This is a genomic window from Acinetobacter modestus (assembly GCF_014636095.1).
In the GTDB taxonomy this organism is placed as follows: domain Bacteria; phylum Pseudomonadota; class Gammaproteobacteria; order Pseudomonadales; family Moraxellaceae; genus Acinetobacter; species Acinetobacter modestus.
Genome location: NZ_BMDV01000002.1, coordinates 710,100 through 734,338, shown reverse-complemented (window position 1 = coordinate 734,338; position 24,239 = coordinate 710,100). Strand labels below are relative to the sequence as shown.

At 36.2% G+C, this 24,239-nt stretch carries 21 protein-coding genes; 12 read left to right on the top strand and 9 right to left on the bottom strand.

From position 1 onward, the window contains the following. On the bottom strand, positions 1-1,173 hold the full coding sequence (locus IEV17_RS07735) for an MFS transporter (RefSeq protein WP_004661967.1): 1,173 nt from the start codon (positions 1,171-1,173) through the stop codon (positions 1-3). Between the two features lie 208 nt (positions 1,174-1,381). Then, the gene (locus IEV17_RS07730; RefSeq protein ID WP_004661966.1) at positions 1,382-2,770 is read right to left on the bottom strand and encodes an amino acid permease; all 1,389 of its coding nucleotides are present in this window, start codon (positions 2,768-2,770) and stop codon (positions 1,382-1,384) included. A gap of 355 nt (positions 2,771-3,125) precedes the next feature. Between IEV17_RS07730 and fahA the strand changes: the two genes are divergently transcribed. From fahA to IEV17_RS07700, 6 genes are all read left to right on the top strand, one after another. Next, a complete protein-coding gene (gene fahA, locus IEV17_RS07725) occupies positions 3,126-4,433 on the top strand; it encodes a fumarylacetoacetase (protein WP_004661964.1) in 1,308 nt (435 codons plus the stop codon). Then, positions 4,420-5,052 carry a maleylacetoacetate isomerase gene (gene maiA / locus IEV17_RS07720; RefSeq protein WP_004661962.1) on the top strand — a complete coding sequence of 211 codons (633 nt, stop codon included), beginning with the start codon at positions 4,420-4,422 and terminating at the stop codon, positions 5,050-5,052. The genes fahA and maiA overlap by 14 nt, the downstream gene beginning before the upstream one ends. A gap of 16 nt (positions 5,053-5,068) precedes the next feature. After that, positions 5,069-5,617: a VOC family protein gene (locus IEV17_RS07715; protein ID WP_004661960.1), complete on the top strand. Its 549-nt coding sequence runs from the start codon at positions 5,069-5,071 to the stop codon at positions 5,615-5,617. Between the two features lie 2 nt (positions 5,618-5,619). After that, positions 5,620-6,324: a CoA transferase subunit A gene (locus IEV17_RS07710; RefSeq protein ID WP_004661958.1), complete on the top strand. Its 705-nt coding sequence runs from the start codon at positions 5,620-5,622 to the stop codon at positions 6,322-6,324. Between the two features lie 10 nt (positions 6,325-6,334). After that, positions 6,335-6,976: a 3-oxoacid CoA-transferase subunit B gene (locus IEV17_RS07705; protein WP_004661956.1), complete on the top strand. Its 642-nt coding sequence runs from the start codon at positions 6,335-6,337 to the stop codon at positions 6,974-6,976. 271 nt (positions 6,977-7,247) lie between these two features. Beyond that, the gene (locus tag IEV17_RS07700; RefSeq protein ID WP_004661954.1) at positions 7,248-8,027 is read left to right on the top strand and encodes an IclR family transcriptional regulator; all 780 of its coding nucleotides are present in this window, start codon (positions 7,248-7,250) and stop codon (positions 8,025-8,027) included. Between the two features lie 58 nt (positions 8,028-8,085). Here the strand turns inward: IEV17_RS07700 and hppD are convergent, their stop codons facing one another. Next, a complete protein-coding gene (hppD, locus tag IEV17_RS07695) occupies positions 8,086-9,141 on the bottom strand; it encodes a 4-hydroxyphenylpyruvate dioxygenase (RefSeq protein WP_004661953.1) in 1,056 nt (351 codons plus the stop codon). Positions 9,142-9,641: 500 nt separating this feature from the next. On the opposite strand from hppD, the gene IEV17_RS07690 reads away from it, so the two are divergent. Then, positions 9,642-11,312: an FMN-binding glutamate synthase family protein gene (locus tag IEV17_RS07690; protein WP_004661952.1), complete on the top strand. Its 1,671-nt coding sequence runs from the start codon at positions 9,642-9,644 to the stop codon at positions 11,310-11,312. A gap of 33 nt (positions 11,313-11,345) precedes the next feature. On the opposite strand, the gene IEV17_RS07685 is transcribed toward IEV17_RS07690, so the two are convergent. The 5 genes from IEV17_RS07685 to IEV17_RS07665 form a co-directional block, all read right to left on the bottom strand. Beyond that, positions 11,346-12,374: an alpha/beta hydrolase gene (locus IEV17_RS07685; RefSeq protein ID WP_004661951.1), complete on the bottom strand. Its 1,029-nt coding sequence runs from the start codon at positions 12,372-12,374 to the stop codon at positions 11,346-11,348. 1 nt (position 12,375) lies between these two features. Beyond that, positions 12,376-13,509, bottom strand: coding sequence for a YdcF family protein (locus tag IEV17_RS07680; protein ID WP_004661950.1), 1,134 nt, complete (start codon positions 13,507-13,509; stop codon positions 12,376-12,378). Positions 13,510-13,517: 8 nt separating this feature from the next. Then, positions 13,518-14,552 carry a UDP-N-acetylmuramate dehydrogenase gene (gene murB, locus IEV17_RS07675; protein WP_004661949.1) on the bottom strand — a complete coding sequence of 345 codons (1,035 nt, stop codon included), beginning with the start codon at positions 14,550-14,552 and terminating at the stop codon, positions 13,518-13,520. A gap of 16 nt (positions 14,553-14,568) precedes the next feature. Beyond that, positions 14,569-15,075 (bottom strand): low molecular weight protein-tyrosine-phosphatase, encoded by a 507-nt coding sequence (locus IEV17_RS07670; protein WP_004661947.1) that lies wholly within the window; start codon positions 15,073-15,075, stop codon positions 14,569-14,571. Between the two features lie 1,308 nt (positions 15,076-16,383). Next, on the bottom strand, positions 16,384-16,719 hold the full coding sequence (locus IEV17_RS07665) for a hypothetical protein (protein WP_004661944.1): 336 nt from the start codon (positions 16,717-16,719) through the stop codon (positions 16,384-16,386). Between the two features lie 394 nt (positions 16,720-17,113). Between IEV17_RS07665 and IEV17_RS07660 the strand changes: the two genes are divergently transcribed. Both IEV17_RS07660 and IEV17_RS07655 read left to right on the top strand, forming a co-directional pair. Next, complete coding sequence (locus IEV17_RS07660; RefSeq protein WP_004661943.1) at positions 17,114-18,274, top strand: iron-containing alcohol dehydrogenase; 1,161 nt, start codon at positions 17,114-17,116, stop codon at positions 18,272-18,274. Next, positions 18,271-18,714 carry an acyl-CoA thioesterase gene (locus IEV17_RS07655; protein ID WP_004661942.1) on the top strand — a complete coding sequence of 148 codons (444 nt, stop codon included), beginning with the start codon at positions 18,271-18,273 and terminating at the stop codon, positions 18,712-18,714. The genes IEV17_RS07660 and IEV17_RS07655 overlap by 4 nt, the downstream gene beginning before the upstream one ends. 46 nt (positions 18,715-18,760) lie before the next feature. Here IEV17_RS07655 and dnaX read toward each other — a convergent pair whose 3' ends face one another. Continuing rightward, complete coding sequence (gene dnaX / locus IEV17_RS07650; RefSeq protein WP_188363579.1) at positions 18,761-20,803, bottom strand: DNA polymerase III subunit gamma/tau; 2,043 nt, start codon at positions 20,801-20,803, stop codon at positions 18,761-18,763. A 203-nt stretch (positions 20,804-21,006) separates the two neighbouring features. Here dnaX and IEV17_RS07645 point away from each other — a divergent pair, with 203 nt between their 5' ends. From IEV17_RS07645 to IEV17_RS07635, 3 genes are all read left to right on the top strand, one after another. Further along, positions 21,007-22,167 (top strand): ribosomal protein uL16 3-hydroxylase, encoded by a 1,161-nt coding sequence (locus IEV17_RS07645; RefSeq protein WP_004661938.1) that lies wholly within the window; start codon positions 21,007-21,009, stop codon positions 22,165-22,167. A 200-nt stretch (positions 22,168-22,367) separates the two neighbouring features. Next, entirely contained in the window at positions 22,368-23,423 is a 1,056-nt protein-coding gene (locus IEV17_RS07640; RefSeq protein ID WP_004661937.1) for a linear amide C-N hydrolase, read from the top strand. Between the two features lie 33 nt (positions 23,424-23,456). Beyond that, on the top strand, positions 23,457-23,963 hold the full coding sequence (locus IEV17_RS07635; RefSeq protein WP_004661935.1) for a hypothetical protein: 507 nt from the start codon (positions 23,457-23,459) through the stop codon (positions 23,961-23,963). Positions 23,964-24,239 lie beyond the last annotated feature (276 nt).

Genomic DNA, 24,239 nt, shown 5'->3' with positions numbered 1-24,239 from the left:
CTAAGTTTTAGCTGCCGTTTCCAATTGATTCGGCAGCCAAAATACTAAAAACAAACCGATGAGTACGATACCACTTGCATATAAGAAAATTGTTGCGCCTGAAAATACTTGCCAAAAATGCCCAGCTAATAGACTTCCAGATGCGACCCCTAACCCCCACATGGTGCTGTAAAGTGCTTGTCCCCGACCTTGTTGCTCAGCTGAAAAATTTTGAAAAATCACTTTCATTGCAATTAAGTGAAATAATCCAAAACTAAAGGCATGTAAACATTGAGCGAATAACTGACCCCAAAAATGTGTGTTTAATATACTAACCAAAAACCAGCGTAAACTTGTCAGAATCAAACATACTGCAACTAGTGTCCGCCAAGAGAAACGAGTAAAGAAAACTTTTTGTGCTATGGCAAACATCATAATCTCTGCAATTACGCCTGTTGCCCACAGCGTTCCAATTTGTGTGGTGCTAAATCCTATTTCTTTTAAAAAATTACTATAAAAACTATAAAATGGCGCTTGTGAAAATAATAAGACAAATTCAATTGCAAAAAATGCGGCCACAGTAGGTCGTTTTAAAATAGGTATTATAGATTCTAGTTTTTTTTGCGAGCTAGGCGCATGTTCAGGCTCTTTAATGGTAAATGACCACAAAAAAGCTAAAAAAGAAACCGCTAGAAGTAAAATGGGTAGCATGGAAATTTGAATAATTTCTAATAAAGCACCAATAATAAATACGCCCAATATGAAACCAACAGATCCCCATTTTCTAACTTTTCCATAAAGCTCTGCGCGTTTATCCCCCAACCAGAATAAAGTAACGCCTTCAAATTGCGCCAAAATTGCATTTTGAAAGAAACTAAAGATCAGCATGAGTAGTGCAACAGATTGAAAGCTATTTGGAATAACAAAAATCGCAAACCAGATACAGGCTTCCATCCATGTTGCAATACGCACTAGCAACATTCGTTTGCCTGACTTATCAGCAATCCAGCCCCAAATCAGGGGTGCAAAAAAACGAGTAATAATCGCAATTGAAGACAAAATACCAATTTCTTGATAATTGAAACCCTGATCTTGTAGATATAGGTTCCAATAAGGCATGAATGTACCCACTATGGAATAGTAGAACAGGTAGAAACCACCCAATCGGGTTTGGATACTTAAAGATTGAAACAATTCACGCGCCTTTTATATGGATCAACAGCGATCATTCACAACAAGATGTATTGCCTTGCGATAAACATAAATTTTAGCGGATTTAGATATTTAATTCGTCCTTTTATTTATGATGAATATCCACCTCAGTAACTTTTATTTTTCATTCAACAATAATAAAGGGGCTGAAATATTCAGCCCCTTTATTAATTTAGATACACTTTAGCCGTTATATGTCCGTATGAAGAGCCACACTCGGTTGAGCATTTCTTAACTTTCGCTGTTTAAGAAAATACGCAAACATGAGACAAAGAATCCATGCTGGAATCATCATGACGGCAATACGCATATCTGGCGTTAAAGACATCACCACCAAAATGCCAAGCATAAAAACAATACATAGATAATTGCTGAATGGGTAAGCGATACTTGGGAACTTACTTGTTACCCCTTGTGCTTGCATCGTCTTACGAAACTTTAGATGTGTCCAAGAAATAACAACCCAGTTAATCACAATCGCTGCAACAACAAGCATCATCAACAAGCCGAAAGCTTTTTCTGGGAAAGCATAATTTAGTAAAACACACAATACTGTTACAAATGCAGAAATCAGTACAGCATTTGTAGGAATACCATTTTTGTTAATTTTCTTCAGGAACTGAGGTGCATTACCTTGTTGAGCCAAGCCCAATAGCATACGGCTGCTACAATAGCTTGTTCCGTTATAAACTGAAACCGCCGCCGTTAAAATTACAAAGTTCAGCATAGTCGCAACACCTTGGCTGTCTAGTGATGCAAACACCATCACAAATGGACTACCACCATTTGCCATTTGATTCCAAGGAAACAAAGCAAATAAGATAAAAAGTGTCGCAATATAGAAAATTAAAATACGATAAATAATTTGGTTTACTGCTTTAGGTAAAGTTTTATCTGGATCACGCGCTTCCGCAGCCGTAATACCAAATAATTCAATTCCACCGAATGCGAAGATAATTACAGCCATAGCCATAACTAAACCTTTTATGCCATACGGAAAGAAACCACCTAGTGCCCAAAGGTTACTAATACTAGCTTGCGGGCCCGCAGTGCCTGTAGCAAGTAAATAAGAACCAAAAGCGATCATTGCTAAAATTGCCAAAATTTTGATGATTGAGAACCAAAACTCCATTTCACCAAACAATTTTACATGCAATAAATTGATACCGTTGATTAATAGGAAAAAGGCTAATGCTGAAGCCCATGTCGGAATTTCAGGCCACCAGTATTGGATATATAGACCAATTGCACTCAACTCCGCCATACAAACTAAAATATTTAGTACCCAATAGTTCCAACCTGACATAAAGCCAGCGAATGAACCCCAGTACTTATAAGCAAAGTGACTGAAAGAACCACTCACAGGCTCTTGTACAACCATTTCACCTAACTGTCGCATCATTAGAAAAGCGATAAACCCAGCGATTGCATACCCCAGGATGACTGATGGTCCTGCAAGCTTGATTGATTGAGAAATACCGAGAAACAATCCAGTACCAATTGCACCACCTAGTGCAATAAGTTGGATATGCCGATTGCTTAAACCGTGTTTCAGGTTTCCTTGCTGTTGGTTTGACATATGATTATTCTCATCCTTGTCACGTAATTTTATTATTCAAAATTACGTATATCATAAATTAATCAGAAATGCCTAGTATTGATTGAAAAATAATTAAGTTACTTTTCTCATAACTGCGCATATAAGCAGAAATTTCAATAAATAACAATAATTATGAATTGTGTAATTAAATTATGTATTGCGTAATTAATTTAATTGCGTATTATAGAATAAATAAGACACCACCTTTCTTGCTTAATCGAAGTAAATAAGCGATATGAAATAAAAATATTTTATTAAATTTCATATTATTAGGCTCAGGAAGATAAACAACCCAAATAGTTTTTGACAAAATTTGAGACAAGGAAAGCAAATTATGATGCAACTTTTAACATCTTTTCTTGAAATAGATCCCCATTCAGATTTCACAATACATAATTTACCTTATGGTATTTTCAGTGAAGTGCCTAATGGTCATAAGCGCATTGGTGTCGCAATTGGTGAATGGGTGCTTGACCTAGCCTTATTAGAGTCGGAAGGCTTATTAAATATTGATGGAAATATAAATTGTTTTAATCAACCTACACTCAATAAATTTATTGAGTCAGGTAAACATAATTGGAAAAACGTGCGTAAAATGCTGCAAAGTTTACTTTCAATTGATAATCCAATACTTCGCGATAATCATGATTTGATTTCTCAAGCTTTATTGAAAAGAGATAGCATTACTCTACATTTACCAATTCATATTCCCGGCTATACCGATTTCTACTCATCAAAAGAACATGCTACTAACGTTGGTACGATGTTTAGAGATCCTAAAAATGCTTTACTTCCAAACTGGAGTGAACTTCCAGTTGGCTACAATGGTCGTGCAAGTTCAGTCGTAGTCAGTGGTACAAATATCGTTCGCCCATCAGGTCAGATCAAACTACCAAATGTTGACCGCCCTATTTTCTCTGCTACCCGTAAACTAGACTTTGAGTTAGAAACTGCGTTCGTTGTTGGTAAATCAACTGAACTAGGACAGCCTATTTCTATCGATAATGCATGGGATCATATTTTTGGTATGGTGCTATTGAACGATTGGTCCGCACGCGATATTCAACAATGGGAATATGTTCCTTTAGGACCATTTAATGCAAAAACCTTTGCAAGCGCCATTTCTCCGTGGGTTGTTACCATGGAAGCTCTTGAACCATTTAAAGTAAAAGGTCCAGAGCAAGATCCCAAACCACTGGATTATTTACAAGAAAATATTGCTAATAGCTATGACATTCATCTTAGCGTTGAGGTACAAAGCCCTCAATCACAATCAACGGATGTCATTTGCCAAACGAACTTTAAATATATGTATTGGTCGATGGCACAACAACTCACTCATCACACCATTGCGGGCTGTAATGTCCAAGTTGGTGATCTCATGGGCTCGGGTACGATTTCTGGTTCAAAAATTGACTCTTATGGAAGTTTGTTGGAATTAACTTGGAATACGACCAAACCTATTACCCTATCTAATGGGGAAAACCGCGGTTTCTTAGAAGATGGAGATCGCGTCATCATGAAAGGTTATTGTGAAAAAGATGGTATTCGTATCGGATTCGGTCAAGTCGAAAATACCATTCTTGCAGCGCATACATTTAACTTCGATAAAAAAGAGGTTGAACAGTATGAAACTGTATAGTTATTTTCGTAGCTCTGCTGCCTATCGTGTCCGTATTGCACTTAACCTAAAAGAACTTAGTTACGAAACGGAAAGCATTCATTTAGTTAAAAATGAACAACAAATGGATCGCTATAAAAATTTAAATCCTAGTCAATTGGTGCCCACGCTCATTGATGACGATAACGTTTTCTTACAATCGATGAGTATTTTAGAGTATTTGGAAGAACAATATCCAACCAAAGCCCTATTACCTAAAAGTCTGATTGAGCGTGCCAAAGTTCGTGCTTTTTCCCAAGCAATTGCCTGCGATATTCACCCTTTAAATAATTTAAGGGTATTGAAATATCTCAATAATGAACTTGCTATTTGTGATCAGCAAAAAAATGATTGGTACACACAGTGGGTAATCGAAGGCTTTAAAAGTCTAGAGCTGCAACTGCAGCACTCAAATGGACAATTCTGTTTTGGAACTAAACCAACGTTTGCAGACTGTTGTTTAATCCCCCAAGTCTATAACGCAAAACGTTTCAAAATTGATTTAAGTGCTTTTCCAAAAATTGAAAGTATTTATTTGCATTGTCTAACTCTCCCAGCATTTCTAAATGCCTCACCAGAACAACAACCAGATTGGGAATAATGAAAAGGAATTTGATATGAGTTTTGCAATTAAAAAAATTCACCACGTTGCCTATCGCTGTAAAGACGCCAAAGAAACTGTGGAATGGTATAAAAAAATGCTGAATATGGATTTTATCCTAGCGTTTGCTGAAGACCATGTTCCCTCAACTAAAGCTTTTGACCCCTATATGCATTTGTTCTTGGATGCAGGGCAAGGAAATGTATTGGCTTTTTTTGAACTTCCAACACAGCCTGAAATGGGACGTGATGAAAATACACCTCAATGGGTACAACATATTGCTTTCGAAGTTGAGAATCAGGAAGCACTATTAGATGCAAAAGCACATTTAGAGCAACACGGAGTAAAAGTGTTAGGTGTAACTAATCACGGTATCTTCCATTCTATTTATTTCTTTGATCCTAATGGACATCGCCTAGAACTCACTTATAACGACAGTCATGCTGATGCCAAAATTGCTCGTATCACTGAAGAGATGAAACTTGAAATGTTAGATGAATGGAGCCGTACCAAACGAGCACCTCAACACACACATTTCTTGCATCAAGAAGAATTAGGAGCATAGACATGGTCAACAAAGTCTCTCTAAATGCCGAAGTAGCACTACAAGGTATCGTCAAAGATGGTCAAACCATTGCTGTTGGTGGCTTTGGATTATGTGGTATCCCAGAAGCGTTGATCCAAGCTTTAAAACAAAGTGGTGTTAAACAACTTACCTGTATTAGCAATAACGCTGGCGTAGATGACTATGGGCTTGGTTTACTGCTACAAACCAAACAGATTAAAAAAATGATTTCATCTTACGTCGGTGAAAATAAAGAATTCGAACGTCAATTTTTAAACGGCGAATTAGAAGTTGAACTGACTCCTCAAGGGACACTCGCCGAAAAACTTCGTGCTGGGGGTGCAGGTATTCCTGCATTCTATACAGCGACAGGTGTCGGAACAAGCATCGCTGAAGGCAAAGAAGTTCGAGAGTTTCAAGGTAAGTCTTATTTACTTGAATCCTCATTAACCGCTGATGTTGCTTTAATCAAAGCGTATAAAGCAGATAAAGCAGGAAATTTAGTTTTCAGAAAAACTGCTCGTAATTTTAATCCTGAATGTGCAATGGCGGGTCGCTATACCATCGTTGAGGTCGAGCAAATCGTTGAGCTGGGCGAAATCGATCCAGATGATATTCACTTAGCAGGTATATATGTGAATGCAGTCGTTTTGAATGCTCATCCAGAGAAACGTATTGAACAACGTACATTAAAAGTTGCTGTATAAGGAGTAAGTCATGGCATGGACTAAACAACAAATGGCACAACGTGCAGCCCAAGAATTACAAGATGGCTTTTATGTAAATTTGGGTATTGGCTTACCAACCTTAGTAGCGAACTATATTCCTACTGGTATAGATGTTTGGTTACAGTCTGAAAATGGATTATTGGGTATTGATGAATTTCCGACTGAAGATCTTGTCGATGCAGATCTTATCAATGCTGGCAAACAAACCGTGACTGTAAAAAATGGTGGCGCATTCTTTTCAAGTTCTGAATCATTTGCGATGATCCGTGGCGGACGTGTTAACTTGGCCATCTTAGGTGCAATGGAAGTATCAGAACAAGGTGATCTTGCCAACTGGATGATTCCAGGAAAGAAAGTTAAAGGCATGGGTGGTGCAATGGATTTGGTTGCTGGAGTACAAAAAGTTGTCGTCTTGATGGAGCACTCCACCAAAGATGGTCAACCCAAAATCCTAAAGAACTGTACTTTGCCTCTAACAGGTAGTCAGGTTGTGAATCGTATTATCAGTGATTTAGGTGTACTGGATATCACAGAACATGGCGTGGAACTTGTTGAGTTAGCAGAGCAAGTGAGCTTTGATGAAATACAAGCAGCAACTGGTATTGAAATCAGAAATACACTTGCAGCATAAGTTTCTATCGGTATTGAAGAAATATAGCTTTAATACCGATTTTTTATTGCCTAAATTTCATCGAAGTCGCATCCTTAAGTTTATTTTTAATATGATAAGGCGGAGTGTAAGAATATAAATCATCAGAATATGCTTATACAATTCACCTATTTAAGTCATTTAAAAAGATGATTTTTATTTTATCCATTACTCAGGCATTATGTGCTGAGTTGATATTGTAAAAATGATCCATAGAACACCACTAAAGAGAATCTAGATTAAGGGCTATTGAATGATTGAAGAAAAGTTATCTGGTGGGGTTCAATCTCTTGAGGTAGGTTTAACCGTACTCAATGCACTTTTAGAACACAATAAACCAATTATTTTGAAAGATCTGTCTCATAAGCTAGATATGCATCCTGCCAAAGTACATCGTTATTTGGTTAGCCTAATTCGTATGAATTACGCCAAACAGTTAGATGATGGGCAATATACTTTAGGAGATCAAGCTTGGCGTTTAGGTCTCAGCTGTATTCAACATACTGATGTTTTACAACTGGTTCAGCATTTAATTTATGAATTACAAAGTAAGATCGGTTGTGGCATCCAGATTAGCAAATGGTCACCTCAAGGTCCTTTGGTTGTTCAGTCAATCGAATCAAACCACCCGATTTCAATTGTGACCAAAGTAGGTTCAATTATGCCTTTGGTCAACTCTGCTGCAGGTCGTGTGTTTGCCTCATATTTGCCTGAAGCAGTTATTAAGCCCCTTATGCAGGCTGAATGGGATAAAGCGACTCGTAATCATTATCCGATCAAGCCGAACGATTGGAATGAGTTCATCGCCTTAAAAGAAAAAACATTAGAACATGGTATGGCGATTGCCCAAGGAGATTTACTCGTTGGAATCAATGCTGTCGGTATTCCAATCTTCAATGCTCACCGCTCGATGGAATTTTGCATTGTTGCTTTAGATAGCGAAATGTTTTTACCTGTACATCAAGACAGTGAAAAACTCGAATTGTTTAAACGCGAAGTCGCTGCAATCAATCAATTTATTCAAACAAGATAGATATTTGCAAATAAAAAAGCCAAGAAATAAATTTCTTGGCTTTATCTTTTTAGAGTTTTTATTTTGCTTCTAATACACCGCGGCGAATTTGATCACGTTCAATTGATTCAAATAGCGCTTTGAAGTTCCCTTCACCAAAACCATCATCGTCCTTACGTTGAATAAACTCAAAGAACACTGGTCCAAGCATATTTTGAGAAAAAATCTGCAACAGCAACTTTTTCTGACCATCTTTGGTATTACCATCTAGTAAAATACCACGCTTTTGTAATTCTTCAGTCGGTTCACCATGTGCTGGTAAACGATCCTTCAACATTTCGTAATAAGTCTCTGGTGGTGGTGTCATAAACTCCAAACCCAAACCTTTTAACTTATCCCATGTTGAAAGCAAATCATCAGTAATAAAAGCAATATGCTGAATGCCTTCACCATTAAAATCTGCTAAGAATTCGGCAATTTGACCATTACCTTTATCTGAATCCTCATTTAATGGGATACGAATCATGCCATCAGGTGCAGTCAAAGCTTTTGAAGTCAGACCAGTATATTCGCCTTTAATATCAAAATAACGGATTTCTTGGAAATTAAAAATCTTCTCGTAGAAATTTGCCCAATAATCCATACGTCCTTTGTAGACGTTATGAGTCAAATGGTCAATTTCGTTTAAACCAGCGCCTTTTGGATTTTTATCTACATCATCAAAGAAGACGAAGTCATTAGAATAAATATCACGGTCAACAAGGAAAATTGGCATTCCACCAATTCCTTTAATCGCAGGAATATTGAGTTCCATCGGTCCAGCTTGTGTGTACATCGGCTCAGCACCAAGCTCAACAGCATTTTTAAACGCTTTAGCTGCATCGCGGGTTCTAAACCCCATTGCACATGCAGATGGACCGTGTTCTTTGAAAAAGAATGAAGCATAAGATTCAGGCTGATAATTCAAAATAATATTGATATTACCTTGGCGCCATAAATAAACTTTTTTAGATTTATGTTTTGCAACTTTAGAAAAACCGATTGTTTCAAAAATTTGATCTAAGCCATTTTCCTTCGAAACAAACTCAATAAAAGCAAAACCACATAGTTCTAATGGGTTATCTAAAATGTCCATCTAGTTTCCCTTATTTAGATAAATTCATCCGTTTGAATACTAAACACATGCTTATGTATAACAATCAATAGCATCTGCTTAACTTACTAGAAAAGGTAACAAGTGTTTTTATAAGTGTCTCAAAAACATCCTGATTGAAACCTTTCCTGTCCTTATCGCAACCAATACATCTTTTAGAAAACCTATTCTCAGTATTGATTTTAATCCATAGAACCATGCTACAAGAAAGATTAAATTTATGCAATACATAATTTAATTACGAATAGTATAATTTAATTAAATTTCAATCTCACCAAAATTAGGTGAATTTTCACTAGAATAAAATTTAAAAAACAAGCACGCCATATCAAAATCTGACATTCTTAAAAATCGAGTAAATAAATCCCGACGTGTTACAAGGCAATTAAAAATAATTATCAAATCTAACAATTCGTTACTTGTAGATTGCATAGGTTCAGGGCATGGTTTGACTACTGCTGAATTATAGGAAATTGTTGCCTATGGCTAGCCCTGCTCAAGCAATAAGACATAAATTACTTAATACTTTCTTTTCAAGACACTCGGTTTGGTTTCTTTGTATTTTTACTGCTTTAACTATTACTTGGTTTAGAACGATTTATACACCACACACCATTTATTATTTTATTTCAGATACGTTATTAAATACGCTATGGCTTGTCACCAGCTTACTGAGTCTCTTGGGTCTACATGATTTATTGCAAAAAAAGCATGCAATACTCAGAAACTATCCCATTTTAGGGCATTTCCGTTTTATCTTTGAAGATGTTCGACCTGAGATCAGACAATACTTTATAGAGTCTGATCAAGATGCATTACCCTTTTCAAGAATGCAACGTAGTCTTGTTTATCAACGCGCAAAAAATGAAAATGCAGACAAGCCATTTGGTTCAATTATTGATGTTTATGAACCAAACTATCGATTTATCGTTCATTCAATTTCTCCATGTCCGCCTGCTGACCCAAGCACTTTTCGCGTACAGATTGGCAATAGCCAATGTAGTCAACCCTACAGTGCATCCATAATGAATATTTCTGCCATGAGTTTTGGAAGTTTAAGTGCGAATGCAATTCGTGCACTCAACAAAGGTGCTCATCTAGGAAATTTCTATCATGATACGGGTGAAGGTAGCTTGAGCCCTTATCATCTGGAAAATGGTGGTGACATCGTATGGCAAATTGCAAGTGGCTATTTTGGTTGTCGAACTGTTGATGGATTATTTGATCCTGAAAAATTTAGACAACAAGCACAAAATCCAAAAATTAAGATGATTGAGCTAAAACTCTCTCAAGGCGCGAAACCTGGACATGGTGGAATATTACCAAAACACAAAATTACGCAGGAAATTGCAGAAATACGAGGTGTTTCTAGAGACCAAGATTGTATTTCTCCTGCAAAACATCCAAGTTTTAACACACCTATCGAAATGATGTTCTTTATTCAAAAACTTAGAGAGCTATCTGGTGGAAAGCCCGTGGGTTTTAAACTGTGTATTGGTCAACCTTGGCAATTTATGAGTATTGTCAAAGCGATGCTTGAAACCAAAATCATCCCTGACTTTATCGTCGTTGATGGCTCTGAAGGTGGTACAGGTGCAGCACCGATTGAATTTAGTGATTATATCGGCACTCCCTTAAGAGAAGGCTTACGCTTTGTACATAACACTTTAATAGGTGCAGGCTTACGACAACAAATCAAAATTGGTGCCAGTGGAAAAATGATTAGTGCTTTTGATATTGCGAGCACCTTTGCTTTGGGCGCAGATTGGGTTAATTCAGCACGAGGCTTTATGTTTGCTGTGGGATGTATTCAAGCACAAAGTTGTCATACGAACCAATGCCCTGTTGGAGTTGCAACGCAAGATCAAGATCGTCAAAAAGCGATAGATGTTCCGACTAAAGCAGAACGTGTATTTAATTTTCATAAAAATACATTACATGCATTATCAGAAATGATTGCAGCTGCAGGCTTAAAGCATCCATCTGATATTAAAGCCCATCATCTTGCCCAACGTATGAATGATCGTGAAATCAAAAATTATGCACAGATTCATTTTTTTCTTAAAGAAAATGAATTACTGAAAAATGATCTGAACGATGAAGAAAATTTCTACTATAGAATGTGGAAATTGGCAGATGCTAATACATTCTAATTCTAGTAATGATTAAGTTATAAAAAATCACCACTAGTAATAGTGGTGATTTGGTTTTGCATGTAAAAATGCAGGAATCAATCCAGTCAAAGCAGCTCGAATATCTGCACGCTCATTAATCAATTGATGCGAACCCTCTTCCAACATCAACAAGGTTTGTAATCTAAATTTACGACGAATATATTCAATGTTATAACGCCAATCTACTGTTTGATCGAGTGCACCTTGAGCAAGCCATACAGGAATACGACATGCAGGTCGATGTTCCATTTCTAACATCCATTTAGACATTGCTAAAATCCAATCCATCCCCATCATTCGAGGTTGTAATGGATCAGTTAGGCGAATAAATCTTAAAAATTCAGGGTTATGATTATTACGACGGAAATGTCGTGGTACTTGGCTCTTTATACGACGAATAATTCCCAAACCAACAGAATTATGCCACCAAGCTGTTTTTGCGGGTCGAATTAATGGCGATAAGAGCAACACTCGATTAACGATCGGATCTTCTCTACGCTCAGCAAATTCAAGTAAATGATGCATCCAAATTGCACCACCAGTACTTTGCCCTATTCCTAACCATGGTTTTGGTAGTTGTTTAGCACTACGAACAACATCATAAACTGCATGCAATACTTGCTGGTAATGGTCAAAATTCTGAATACTTGCTGGTGAGCCATTACTTAATCCGTGACCGGGCAAATCGTATGTAATAATACTGAATCCTTGATCGAGAATTTCTTTTATGATGGGTTGATAAATACCACTATGCTCTAAGTATCCATGTAATAAGCATACCGTACCTAAAATCTTTTCACGTTGAGGCTGAAATACTTGTACATGTAAACGAAATAATGGCATTTCAACATAGCCTTGCCAGTGTTCGCATTCAAGTAAATCTAAACCATAAAGCTTTCTATAGGCTTGTAGTGCTTTTGAAGGTTCTATTATTTTTGATAAATCAAGCGGCTCTAAAAGCTGAGGCGTTGTTTCTCTATTGGGGATAGGTAAATCCAATTGTTTGAGTATTGTCGGATTTAAAAATGGAATATTGGACATATTATGGTATCTCTCGACAATCACTTGAACCAAAAAGCGTATCACGAATCGTTGCTAGCAATTCATAGTTAGCACGACGACTGTGATCATAGTTTTGTTCACTAGGTCGCCAGTCTGTCAATGTCGTTGGCATCGGTGCGATCACAGGAACAGTTTCAATTCCATTGAGTGCAAATAAACGTCTTGTTCGTGGCATATGATATTCATCTGTGATAAGAATGACTGTCGGTGCGCCACCTTTCTTTTGCAGTAATAATGAACTAAATCGGGAGTTTTCACAGGTATTCATACTTCTATTTTCTAGAAGCTTCGCTTCTATACCGCGTTCTTTCAGCCAAGCTTGCATATAAGGTGCTTCAACACCACTTAAGACAATAGGAAGAGGATATTGCTTTTCGACTTGCAAAGTTTTTTCCAACCGAAGACGTGTATAGTTATTTACAACAATATCTTTACCATTTGCACCAAGTGTCAAACCACCACCTAAAACAACAATTGCATATGGCTGAGACAATCCTTGCGACTCGTTCATTCCATCCTTGTTCTTCTTCAGATCAACTAAATCTTTATTTGTCTCGTCTTTTTCATCTGGATAAATAGGTAATTCAACAGGATATGTTTCTAAAAAAGCAATATATTTTCCCATTAATGCCTGATTATCAGGCGTATTCCACTGTAAAAAATCCATTGGCGTACTTGCTGCTACAGCAGAACTCTCTTGTTCCTGTTCTGATTTATCGACCATTAATGGAATATTCGTCTGCTGATTTTCTTCTACATTTTCGCGTTCTTGATCTTCGGTAATCAGTTGTTGTAATAATTTATAACGTGCTTGAATTAATCTTAAATCTTCAGGTTTTTCAGACTGAAATGTTTTTTCCATTAACTTGAGATAAGCTTGGCGCGCAATCCACAAATTAGACCCCGGCTCCAAAGTTTCATGCTCGCTTAACGCAGCTGGTTTCTGACTTTGTGCAGCAACTTCATTCACATCAACAGGCACAAATCGGTTTAACCCCTTTACAACCAATTGCGAATAAAATGGCGAATATAAAAAAAGTACAAAGCAGCCTAATAGCACGAAAAATATAGTTATGATTCGTACTAAGCCAATCATCCAATGTACTTTATCCATAAAATTCCTTATACATGATGCGCTTGGATTAAGCCTTGCTCACTATACAACACTGGTTCAGGTTCTAATTGAATATTAAACTTCTGTTTTACATCACTTTGTACAGTTTGATAGGTATTTTTAACATCAGCTAATGTCGCGTCTGCATAATTCACTAACACCAATGCCTGTTTATCAAACATTCCAACCGAACCAAGTTGTTTACCTTTCCAACCTGTTTGATCAATCAACCAACCAGCTGCAACTTTAACATTGCTATGTGCTTGAGGATAATGGGGAATATTTGGAAAATGTTGAGCAATTTTGCCAAATTCAGCTTCAGTCAAAATTGGATTTTTAAAAAAGCTTCCAACATTTGGAAATTCTTTTGGATCAGGTAATTTACTTTGACGAATATGAATCACCTGATTTTGTAAATTTTCAGCGGTGAATTCCTCTCCAACAGCTTGTTTAAGATCACCATAACTCAACTTCAAATCAGCTTTTTTTAATAATTTGAAAGTAACACTCACGATGATGTAGCGGTTTGGATAGTCTTTGAAAATACTATGGCGATAAGCAAAGTGACAGTCTGAACCTGAAATAGAGTCAAAAACTTTAAGTTGACGATCATAGACTTGAACAGAATCGATAAACTCGCCAACTTCAACACCATAGGCACCAATATTCTGCACAGGTGATGCACCCACTAAACCAGGAATTAATGCGAGGTTTTGCAAACCAAACCATTGTTGTTGAGTGCTGTACAACACAAAGTCATGCCATACTTGCCCAGCACCCACTTTAACTGTAATGGTATTTTCATCTTCAGCGAGAACATTTATCCCTTGTATATTTAAATGCAACACCAAAGCTTGAATCTGTTGGGGTAATAACACATTACTTCCACCAGATAAAATCAAAGCATTCAAATTGTGTTGCTCAGCAAAGTTTAATGCCTCAATTACATCATCAGGATGATTGATTTGAACATAATGCGAAGCAATAGCATTCAAATTTAATGTATTTAAGTTTTTAAGCTGAACTTGTGCTTGTACCTGCATATTAAATTAAATCCTATTACCCTACTTTCATTTGCTTTTTAAAAACGTTAACCCATGCTTGGCTGCTAGATTCACATTGATCAAGTACTCGATCAAATCCATCCGATCCACCATAGTAAGGGTCAGGAACAGCTTGTTGCATAAAATGAGGGTCATGCTCACTCATCAATGCGATCTTGGCTCGAATTCGATCAACACCGAATTGATTTACCGCTTTTGATATTAATGCCTGAATATCATCAAAATTTTCATGATCCATCGCAAGAATAAGATCAAACTCAACAAAGTCTGCTAAAACAATTTGTCTTGCTCTTAATGTCGATAAATCATAACCACGTTGTATGGCATGTTTTTGACTACGTAAATCTGGCGCTTTGTTTGGATGATAATTACTGGTTCCCGCAGAATCGACCACCACATTTAAACCATGTGTCTCACAATAATGTCTGAGAATTGCTTCTGCTGTAGGAGAACGACAAATATTCCCTAAACAAACGCATAGAACCCTATATGGTGTTTCCATTAAAAAAACATTCCAAGATTTTGTTTTTTAAAAAAATATAAATATTGCATACAAAATTCCTGCAAACTGCTTAAATGTGATCATACGTGAATTGACCATTGTGACATCAGGTATTTTGTCAAAAATTGCTTTGATTTGAAAGGAAATAGTAACGATCAATATTGAATATTCTTTATCAAGATATACTCTTTAGGAATTAAGAATATGTGTCAGTTATAAACTAATTAAAAGAAACTGTGATCAAATAGTAGATTCATAAAAATTATGAATCATTTTAGATCAAAAAAGATAAACTGAAAATATAAAAACTTTTTAAAAAAGTGGTTTTCTGCAAGGAAAGAAATTGAAAAAAATGTCTTCTTAAGAATTTTAACAACCTTAATCTGTAGTTTATTCACACTATTTTATCTAAATTTATAGAGGTAGAAAAAGTGCAATAAACAACAAAGATAAAAGAGCACCTTTAGATCCGATAAAATGTTCTTTAATAAAAATATTAGTATATGAATTAGGCTAAAACAATACTGTATTTGATGCAGTTCAGCTATACGCTGTCATAGATAAAAAAGAGAAAAACTATTTGGTTAAATCAAAAAATATTGTATATTAGAATCATAATTTTGATAAAAATACACCATCAAGAGTAAAAACTATGTCAGCTTTTTTAGTCACTATCGGGTTTCTCTTTTCAGTGAGTGGAATGATATTTAGCCCACACATATTTCACAATTTAATCAAAAACACTCAAGAACGTAAAATTATAAGCTTTGTATCTATGTTACCAGGGATACTAATATTATCTCTTGGATTTTATTTAAGTTGATAGTTTAAAATTAAAATTCACTTAGAAATTATACTCATCTTAATTTTACAACTTAATCAAATTAACAACCTTTGGTAAGTCAGACTAAAAATATTCAACTTAAAGCAATGATAATAAAAATATTTTTATTACCTTCAGATCATCCATGCATCTTAAAAAAATATGATTTTTTCATCTAATATTTAAAATTTCTTAATTTATTTTCTATATTTATTTAAATAATATTTTATTTTTTCTAAATTAAAAACCCAATCTTGATCTGGAATAATTATGTGAATTATTAAATGCAATTTCTTATTTATAGCAAAATATTTAATATTTAGATTATTATTAGAATACAACCTTTGATTCACTTACCAAAAGATCGATTGGTTTTTAGATCATAATCACATAAAATTCTAATTTCTGCAAAGTAGTTCTATATATTTATCATTGGATTTTAACATTCTCATCAGGTGAATTTTTTTGTACTTTACACATTCATATTACTCACAAACTATTTCAAGTTTCTTACTGTATGAATCCATTGTCTCCTTAAGATCATCTAATAATTGTTCTTTATTCTTGTCATTTAATTTTTTTAACCTTGTAAGTCTTAGAATAGCTGGCAAGTATTCATACTTATAGACCTTGGGATATTGTAAACATAGAATATTTTCCTGGTCGTCCTTTTCAGCTTTATGATTATTGAGAATTCTTAAGAATGCTTCAATCTTATTATTAGCCTCTTTTAAATGGTTTCTCGCGACCAACTCTCCAAAACTAGATTGCTGACAACCAGCTACCCCTACAGTAATGAAAATTAATAATACTTTTTTCATATTTTTAACATTTTAAGTTATTGAAAACTTGGTTTATTTTGAAGCTCAAATTTATAACATAACTTTACAAAAAATAAAGACCTTTATTAAGAAATTTCAATCCACCAACTTGAAATAAATGCACCCTATTGCTTCGATTGGTTGGTTATTGCTTCAGAAGCATTGAATGAATTACTCTTTAAGGCTACTGATGAGCTCTTTCTTCCAACACCAAGCGTTGATTCATATTGTCTTTATGATGCATAGAGACATGACCATAACACTTTCAAAATGACAGAATCGCTTCAAAGCTACACTTATTTACAGCGTGTTATGTTAATTTATTTGGGCAGTGAAACTTATACTCACTTGATATAAAAATGATGTATTTATGATGAAAAATAAGGATGTATGTATGAACCCGTTTCAATTTCAAACTGTTCCCAACATTATCTCGGGGCTAGGTTCGATACAAGAACTTAAAAACGTGCTTTCTCAACAAAATTATCAAAAAGCATTAATTGTGACCGATGCAGGAATGATACAGCATCAATTGCATCAACCCATTTTAGAAATCCTGACTCAGATTGGTCTCGAGTATCTTATTTATTCCGATATCCAAGCAGATCCACCAGAGCATATTGTATTGGAAGCTGTTGATTTTGCAACACAAGAGCAAATTGATGTGATCATTGGTTTTGGTGGTGGTAGTTCCATGGACGTGGCTAAAATCATTGCCTTGCTCGCACACCCTAAACAACAGCAAAAACTGAGTGAAATCTATGGGGTAAACCAAGCTAAAGCACCGCGTTTACCACTCATTCTTATTCCAACAACAGCGGGAACAGGTTCAGAAGTCACACCAATCTCGATTGTCACAACGGGTGCAACCACCAAAATGGGGGTGGTAGCACCAATTTTATATGCCGATGTGGCCATTTTAGATGCAACTTTTACAAAAGGTCTGCCCCCTCACATCACTGCTGCAACAGGTATTGACGCGATGGTACATGCAATTGAAGCCTATACTTCAAATGTTAAAAAGAACTTCTATGCAGATATGTTAGCCAAAAATGCACTGAAATTATTGAATCATAATTTAGCTAAAGTATTGAAAAATGGTGCTGATCTAGAAGCTCGCCAAAATATGTTGGTCGGTTCAATGCTTGCTGGTCAAGCATTTGCTAATGCCCCAGTCGCCGCAGTCCATGCCCTTGCTTATCCATTGGGCGGACATTTCCATCTTTCGCACGGACATACCAATGCCTTAGTTTTAGTTGAAGTGCTAAAGTTTAATGCCCCGAAAGCTAAGCAATATTATGCAGAACTCATGCAACTGTTAGATCCACGTAGTACAGGTTGTACTGATGGTTTATGTGATTTATTTATTGATCATATGCAGAATCATTTAGAGCAAAGTGGATTAACATTGAAATTAAAAGATTTAGATATTCCCGAGGCGAAATTACCTCAGTTAGCAAAAGATGCAATGCTACAAACCAGACTGTTGCAAAACAATCCAAGGGAAATGACCGAGCAAGACGCATTACAGATCTATCAGGCGATTTATGAATGAGCAAACCGACTTTAAAACGACGCGAACAATTTAAATTCTTTTTTCCAATCCAAACCCGTTGGGCCGATAACGATATTTACGGCCACGTCAACAACGTGACGTATTATAGTTATTTTGATACCGCAGCCAATTCATTACTGATCCAGAAAACTGGCTTCGATATTCACAATAGTGAAATTATTGGCTTAGTGGTTGACTCTGCCTGTAGTTTTTTGCAAGAGCTTTCCTTTCCAGAAGTCGTTGAAGTTGGTGTTGCGATTGGCAAAATTGGAAATTCATCACTTAGATATGAACTAGCAATTTTTAAGCACGGTCAGTACGAGGCTGCTGCTCAAGGGCATTTTGTCCATGTATTTGTGGATCGGGTAAGCCGAAAAAGCACAGCAATCCCAGATGCAATGCGCTCTACACTCTTCGAATATTTGCTGCTGACCGTATAAATGAATAGAGGAAAAACGTTTCCGTTTTGCCTCTTACTTAGAATCGTTAAGATTTCAATTGAATATTATGTAACTCTGCATCAAAAGTTTCCACTAGACTTTTGATCGTTGGTTCCTTGCTTAATAATTCGATCGCCCGATGATAAGCTCTTTCTTTACGCTCATTCTGCATAACTAAAGGCGTATTGGAATTAACAGCACCATATTGAACACTGAACAGCGTTTGTGGCCATTGTTCTTTTAATGCATCTTCTAAGCCATGCTGCAATTGCGACAACATACCTTCATATTCTTGAGGAATCTGGAAAATAGAAGTGCCGTTGATCTGTCCTTGCATTACACCATGTTGGGCTAATTCCTGAACAGCTGGTGAAAGCTGACTGGTTCTAAACCAGTATTCCCATTTTTTCAGATTCCACTCACCTTCTAATGTCTGCTCAGGCAACTTTAGAATGTCTTGAGGCATTAAGCTACTTGACTCTTCTTGAGTAGAAGAAACTGCGATGACTGGTGATTCGACAACAGTTTCTGCAAGCTGCCCATCAATGACTGGAACAAGTTGTTCAGGTGTCGCTGCTTGTTGATATTCAAGATGCAGATCATCTAGTTGAGCAAATGTTTCAAGATTCTGTTCAACAGGGAAAATTAAAACCTCATCCGAATCTGTAATACTCACTTGAATTATTTCCGCTGATGCTGACGCGTCAAATCCAATCAACTGCCCATCTTCTGCATCAAACACCATTAAGCTGCTATCTGGATTTTGCGCAACAGGTTCAGGTTCAGGTTCAGGTTCAGGTTCAGGTTCAGGTTCAGGTTCAGGTTCAGGTTCAGGTTCAGGTTCAGGTTCAGGTTCAGGTTCAGGTTCAGGTTCAGGTTCAACGCTAACCGTTTCTTGCTGAACTGCAAACTGATTTTCTGTACTTAAATCCTGTACGGGCTGATACGCTTCAGGCGCTGTAATTTGCGTAACAGGTGTTGCAGTTACGGTAACTTCATTCAAAGTCAAAGGTCTAAACGCTAGTAAACGCAACACCGTCATTTCAAAGCCTTGCTCTTGCGTCACCGCAAGTTGCAACTCAGCTCGACCTTTACAAGCAATTTGATAATACAACTGCAAATCTTGAGCAGAAATGAGTTTCGAAAGTTGCAAAATTTTCTGATTAATCTCTTCACTATATTTCAATGCAAGATTAGGTAAATATTGCAACAATGCCAATTCATGCAAGGTCGAAACCAATTGATCCAAAACCAAAGATACGTCTAAAGCTTGCTGTCTAAATTGTAGAAGTAGCTGACTTACCCGTACTTGCTGATTTTGATGGATTGCCAAAATCAAATCATAAATAATGGTTCGGTCAATCAAACCGAGCATATCTTTAACATCTTGATGATGGACTGCACCTTGGCCATAGGCAATTGCTTGGTCTGTTAGAGACAATGCATCACGTAATGATCCTTGTGCAGATTCTGCAATTTGCCAAATTGCATCTTGATCGGCTTCGATATGCTCTTTATTTAAAATCGCTGTCAAATGCTCTGTGATTTCATCAACAGCCAAAGGACGCAATGTAAACTGCAAACAGCGTGAGATGACAGTAATCGGCAATTTCTGTGGATCTGTTGTTGCAAAGAGGAACTTCACATGCTCAGGTGGTTCTTCCAGTGTCTTGAGCAAGGCATTAAACGAATGCGTTGAAAGCATATGCACTTCATCAATCAGATAAACTTTGAAGCGACCCTGCGTCGGCGCATAAGGTACATTGTCGAGTAACTCTCGAGTATCTTCAACCTTAGTCCGTGATGCCGCATCGATCTCAATTAAATCAATAAAACGACCTTCATTTACGGCCTTACAGGTTGCACAGACTTCACATGGCGTTGAAGTGACTCCTGTCTCGCAGTTCAAACATTTGGCTAAAATACGGGCAATCGTGGTTTTACCGACGCCGCGCGTTCCTGTAAACAAGTAGGCATGATGCAAACGCCCACGTTCTAATGCGCTGGTTAAAGCACGAGAAACATGGTTTTGCCCAACTAACTCATTGAAATTACGAGGACGGTATTTTCTTGCCAGTACTTGATACATGTATGCTCCTTTCTGCATCTTAAGCATACTGTTTTTTTGAAAGGCTGTGAACGAGTCCATTTCTAATTGATCAAGATTAAATACTTTCTGGAGCTTTTAAGCTGAATTTCTTATAGATTTACTTACAATCATCACAAGACTTGCACCGATATTCAACTCAATAGAGAATACACCATAATTTTTAAGTTGCTGGTCTCTTTGACATGTCTGAATCCTTAGCGGTACTCGGCGGTATTACCGCAGAACAATTCCTGAATGAATATTGGCAAAAAAAACCATTATTAGTTCGCAATGCAATGCCTGAAATTATGGGTTTATTAGAACCCGAAGATGTCAAAGAACTAGCGCTAGAAGAAGATGTCAGTGCTCGCTTGATTCGTCAAAAAAATAAAAATCCAAATGAATGGCATGTAAAATCATCACCACTCACTAAAGGCGATTTCCAAAAGTTACCGAATCTTTGGACTATCCTGGTTCAAGCGGTGGACCATTATTCTTTTGATATTGCTGAGCTCTGGAAAAAATTTCCATTTATTCCTCAATGGCGCCGCGATGACATCATGGTCTCTTATGCACCTAAAGGAGGCTCTGTTGGTAAACACTTTGATTTTTACGATGTATTCCTTGTACAAGGGCATGGTCATCGCCGTTGGCAACTCGGTCAAATGTGTGATGAATCAACAGAATTTGTTGCAGACCAACCATTAAAACTACTTTCTCAAATGAATGTAGATTTCGATGAGGTACTCGCACCTGGCGATCTATTATATGTACCACCTGGTCTTGCTCATTATGGCGTTGCTGAAGATGATTGTTTAACTTTCTCATTTGGCTTCCGTATGCCAAATTTAGCTGAAATGACAGATCGACTCAGTGAACAATTCGCAAAAAACTCAGTCTTAACAAATCCTCTCGCGGATATTACTCGCTTAAAAACAAATGCTATTGGAGAGATAAATAATACTGAGTTTTCTTATCTCAAGACTCAATTACTTGATTATCTCATTCAAGCACCAGAATTTGATGCGGCGATCATGGCATACATGAGTGAATCTAAATATCCCAATAGTATTCCTGAGCCAGAAGAAATTGTGATAGATGATTTGGTTGAAGTTATCAATAGTGGCTATCAACTTATTCTGGAACCTGCATCAAGATTGCTCTATAGACAACAAGATCAATTATTAGACTTTTGGGCAAATGGGGAAAATATCTGTATTTCTCAATCTTTCCAAGAACAACTGAAACAAATTGCAGATGGCGCAAGCTTAGCATTTGATGAAGAATTTAATCATACGGATATCTTAGAAGATATCGTATTGTTACTGAATCAAGCAGTTATTATGTTGCTACCACCTCACTAAGCCTGATACATCCTCTAATTAAAGTAGAAGTAGTTTCGACTATTTCTACTTTTATGATTTGACATAAAAAATTAAAACTATTTTTTTATAATGATTACATTTTAAGTCTTGAAAGAGATCATATTTTTTATAGACTCACTAATAACAACTTAAAACATAAATTATATCTAAATTATTCTTTACTATAACGGAGAATCAATATGTTTAAAAAAACACTATTTTGTTCATTGATCGCATCTTCATTCGTACTTCAAACAGCACAAGCTTGTACTAGAGCAGTATATTTAGGCAATGACAATCACATCATTACAGCACGATCAATGGATTGGAAAGTAGATGTTGGAACCAACCTATGGATCATGCCGAGTGGCGTAAACCGCGATAGTAATGCAGGCCCTAAATCACTTAAATGGAAATCGAAATATGGCAGTGTTATCGCTTCAGGCTATGATATATCAAGTACGGATGGCATGAATGAAGCTGGTCTAATGGCAAATGTGTTATGGCTAGTTGAATCAGAATATCCAAATGCAAAACAATCAAATAAGCCACAATTAAGTATTTCTGCATGGGCACAATATGTGCTTGATAACTATGCGACTGTGTCGGAAGCAGTGACAGCCTTAGAAAAAGAACCATTTATACTAATTACAGACAGTGTTCCTGGTGAACAAAGGCTCGCAACACTTCATTTATCAATTTCAGACAAAACTGGTGATAGTGCAATAATTGAATATATTAATGGTAAACAAGTCATTCACCATGACAGGAAATATCAAGTTATGACCAACTCTCCTACCTTCGATCAACAATTGGCTTTAAATACCTATTGGAAGCAAATTGGTGGCACTGTAATGCTACCAGGAACGAATAGAGCATCCGATAGATTTGCGCGAGCATCATTTTATATCAACGCTATCCCTAAAAATGATAATTCAAAAGAAGCGATTGCCTCTGTCTTTAGTGTTATACGTAATGCATCGGTTCCTTTTGGCTTAAATACAGAGGAAGAGCCCAATATTTCTTCAACACGTTGGCGTACAGTTGCAGATCACAAACAACTACTCTACTTTTTTGAATCTGCTGTATCTCCTAATGTTTTCTGGGTGGACTTAAAGAAAATTAACTTTAAAGATGGTGTGACGCGTAAATTAGATCTTGGTAAAGACCAACAAAATACTTTTGCTGGCGATGCGACTGATCAATTTAAAATTGCAAAACCATTTGAATTTCTTGGTCCAGAGTTACATCATTAACATCTGAATAGAAATAAACTCGAGAAGTTAAATATGAAAAAAGTACTTGGTTGTCTTAGCCTGTGTATCGCAATAAGTGGTTGTAGTAACCTAACAAATCCAACATCAGATGCTACAAATATAAGTCAACTCGCAACAGCAGGTTCATTAAGTTGCAAGGCAAATGAACTTTGTCCAAATGTTGTCGTGGAATGGGATAAGCAGCAAAAAGATCGCCTACAAATTGATGTGGCATTGAGTAGTACTTATGAATATTATGACATTACAGGTATGACATTCAGCGTTGATAATAAATTATTCAGTTATGAGCCTGTTGGAAAAACCCAGCAGAAATACATCAATCGTCTCATTCCTAAACGCTCATCAAATACTTTTGTTATCCCGAGTTTATTTCTTAATGAACTTAGAAATGCAAAAAATGTCGATTTAATGATCCAAACCAATAAAGGCACAATTAAACGCCCTGTATATACACCTACTCAACAATCAACGCTTTATCAAAATTTTGTGCGTTTAATTGAAACTTTACCAAGAAGCTAATTTTTAATAAACTATATAAAAGTCAGTTATTTATCTTAAAAATTTAATAACTGATTTTTATTATTCAATTATCATAATTTTAAATAAATGTGAATTAGTTTAAATTCATATTATAGAGTTATAAATCACCTTATAATTACTGTATTTTATTTAAATTAGTTTAATTAATTCATATATTTAACTAAAAAATAACTAATAAACTGTAAATTTAAGAATCAATTAAATAAATAATGTTATTTTTTTCTATGATATTTCTTTAATACCATGTAAAATTCG

Excerpts from the sequence above, each read along its gene's own strand:
- IEV17_RS07730 (WP_004661966.1), bottom strand. The coding sequence starts at position 2,770 with ATGTCAAACCAACAGCAAGGAAACCTGAAACACGGTTTAAGCAATCGG.
- fahA (WP_004661964.1), top strand. The coding sequence starts at position 3,126 with ATGATGCAACTTTTAACATCTTTTCTTGAAATAGATCCCCATTCAGAT.
- maiA (WP_004661962.1), top strand. The coding sequence starts at position 4,420 with ATGAAACTGTATAGTTATTTTCGTAGCTCTGCTGCCTATCGTGTCCGT.
- IEV17_RS07715 (WP_004661960.1), top strand. The coding sequence starts at position 5,069 with ATGAGTTTTGCAATTAAAAAAATTCACCACGTTGCCTATCGCTGTAAA.
- IEV17_RS07710 (WP_004661958.1), top strand. The coding sequence starts at position 5,620 with ATGGTCAACAAAGTCTCTCTAAATGCCGAAGTAGCACTACAAGGTATC.
- IEV17_RS07705 (WP_004661956.1), top strand. The coding sequence starts at position 6,335 with ATGGCATGGACTAAACAACAAATGGCACAACGTGCAGCCCAAGAATTA.
- IEV17_RS07700 (WP_004661954.1), top strand. The coding sequence starts at position 7,248 with ATGATTGAAGAAAAGTTATCTGGTGGGGTTCAATCTCTTGAGGTAGGT.
- hppD (WP_004661953.1), bottom strand. The coding sequence starts at position 9,141 with ATGGACATTTTAGATAACCCATTAGAACTATGTGGTTTTGCTTTTATT.
- IEV17_RS07690 (WP_004661952.1), top strand. The coding sequence starts at position 9,642 with ATGGCTAGCCCTGCTCAAGCAATAAGACATAAATTACTTAATACTTTC.
- IEV17_RS07685 (WP_004661951.1), bottom strand. The coding sequence starts at position 12,374 with ATGTCCAATATTCCATTTTTAAATCCGACAATACTCAAACAATTGGAT.
- IEV17_RS07680 (WP_004661950.1), bottom strand. The coding sequence starts at position 13,509 with ATGGATAAAGTACATTGGATGATTGGCTTAGTACGAATCATAACTATA.
- murB (WP_004661949.1), bottom strand. The coding sequence starts at position 14,552 with ATGCAGGTACAAGCACAAGTTCAGCTTAAAAACTTAAATACATTAAAT.
- IEV17_RS07670 (WP_004661947.1), bottom strand. The coding sequence starts at position 15,075 with ATGGAAACACCATATAGGGTTCTATGCGTTTGTTTAGGGAATATTTGT.
- IEV17_RS07665 (WP_004661944.1), bottom strand. The coding sequence starts at position 16,719 with ATGAAAAAAGTATTATTAATTTTCATTACTGTAGGGGTAGCTGGTTGT.
- IEV17_RS07660 (WP_004661943.1), top strand. The coding sequence starts at position 17,114 with ATGAACCCGTTTCAATTTCAAACTGTTCCCAACATTATCTCGGGGCTA.
- IEV17_RS07655 (WP_004661942.1), top strand. The coding sequence starts at position 18,271 with ATGAGCAAACCGACTTTAAAACGACGCGAACAATTTAAATTCTTTTTT.
- dnaX (WP_188363579.1), bottom strand. The coding sequence starts at position 20,803 with ATGTATCAAGTACTGGCAAGAAAATACCGTCCTCGTAATTTCAATGAG.
- IEV17_RS07645 (WP_004661938.1), top strand. The coding sequence starts at position 21,007 with ATGTCTGAATCCTTAGCGGTACTCGGCGGTATTACCGCAGAACAATTC.
- IEV17_RS07640 (WP_004661937.1), top strand. The coding sequence starts at position 22,368 with ATGTTTAAAAAAACACTATTTTGTTCATTGATCGCATCTTCATTCGTA.
- IEV17_RS07635 (WP_004661935.1), top strand. The coding sequence starts at position 23,457 with ATGAAAAAAGTACTTGGTTGTCTTAGCCTGTGTATCGCAATAAGTGGT.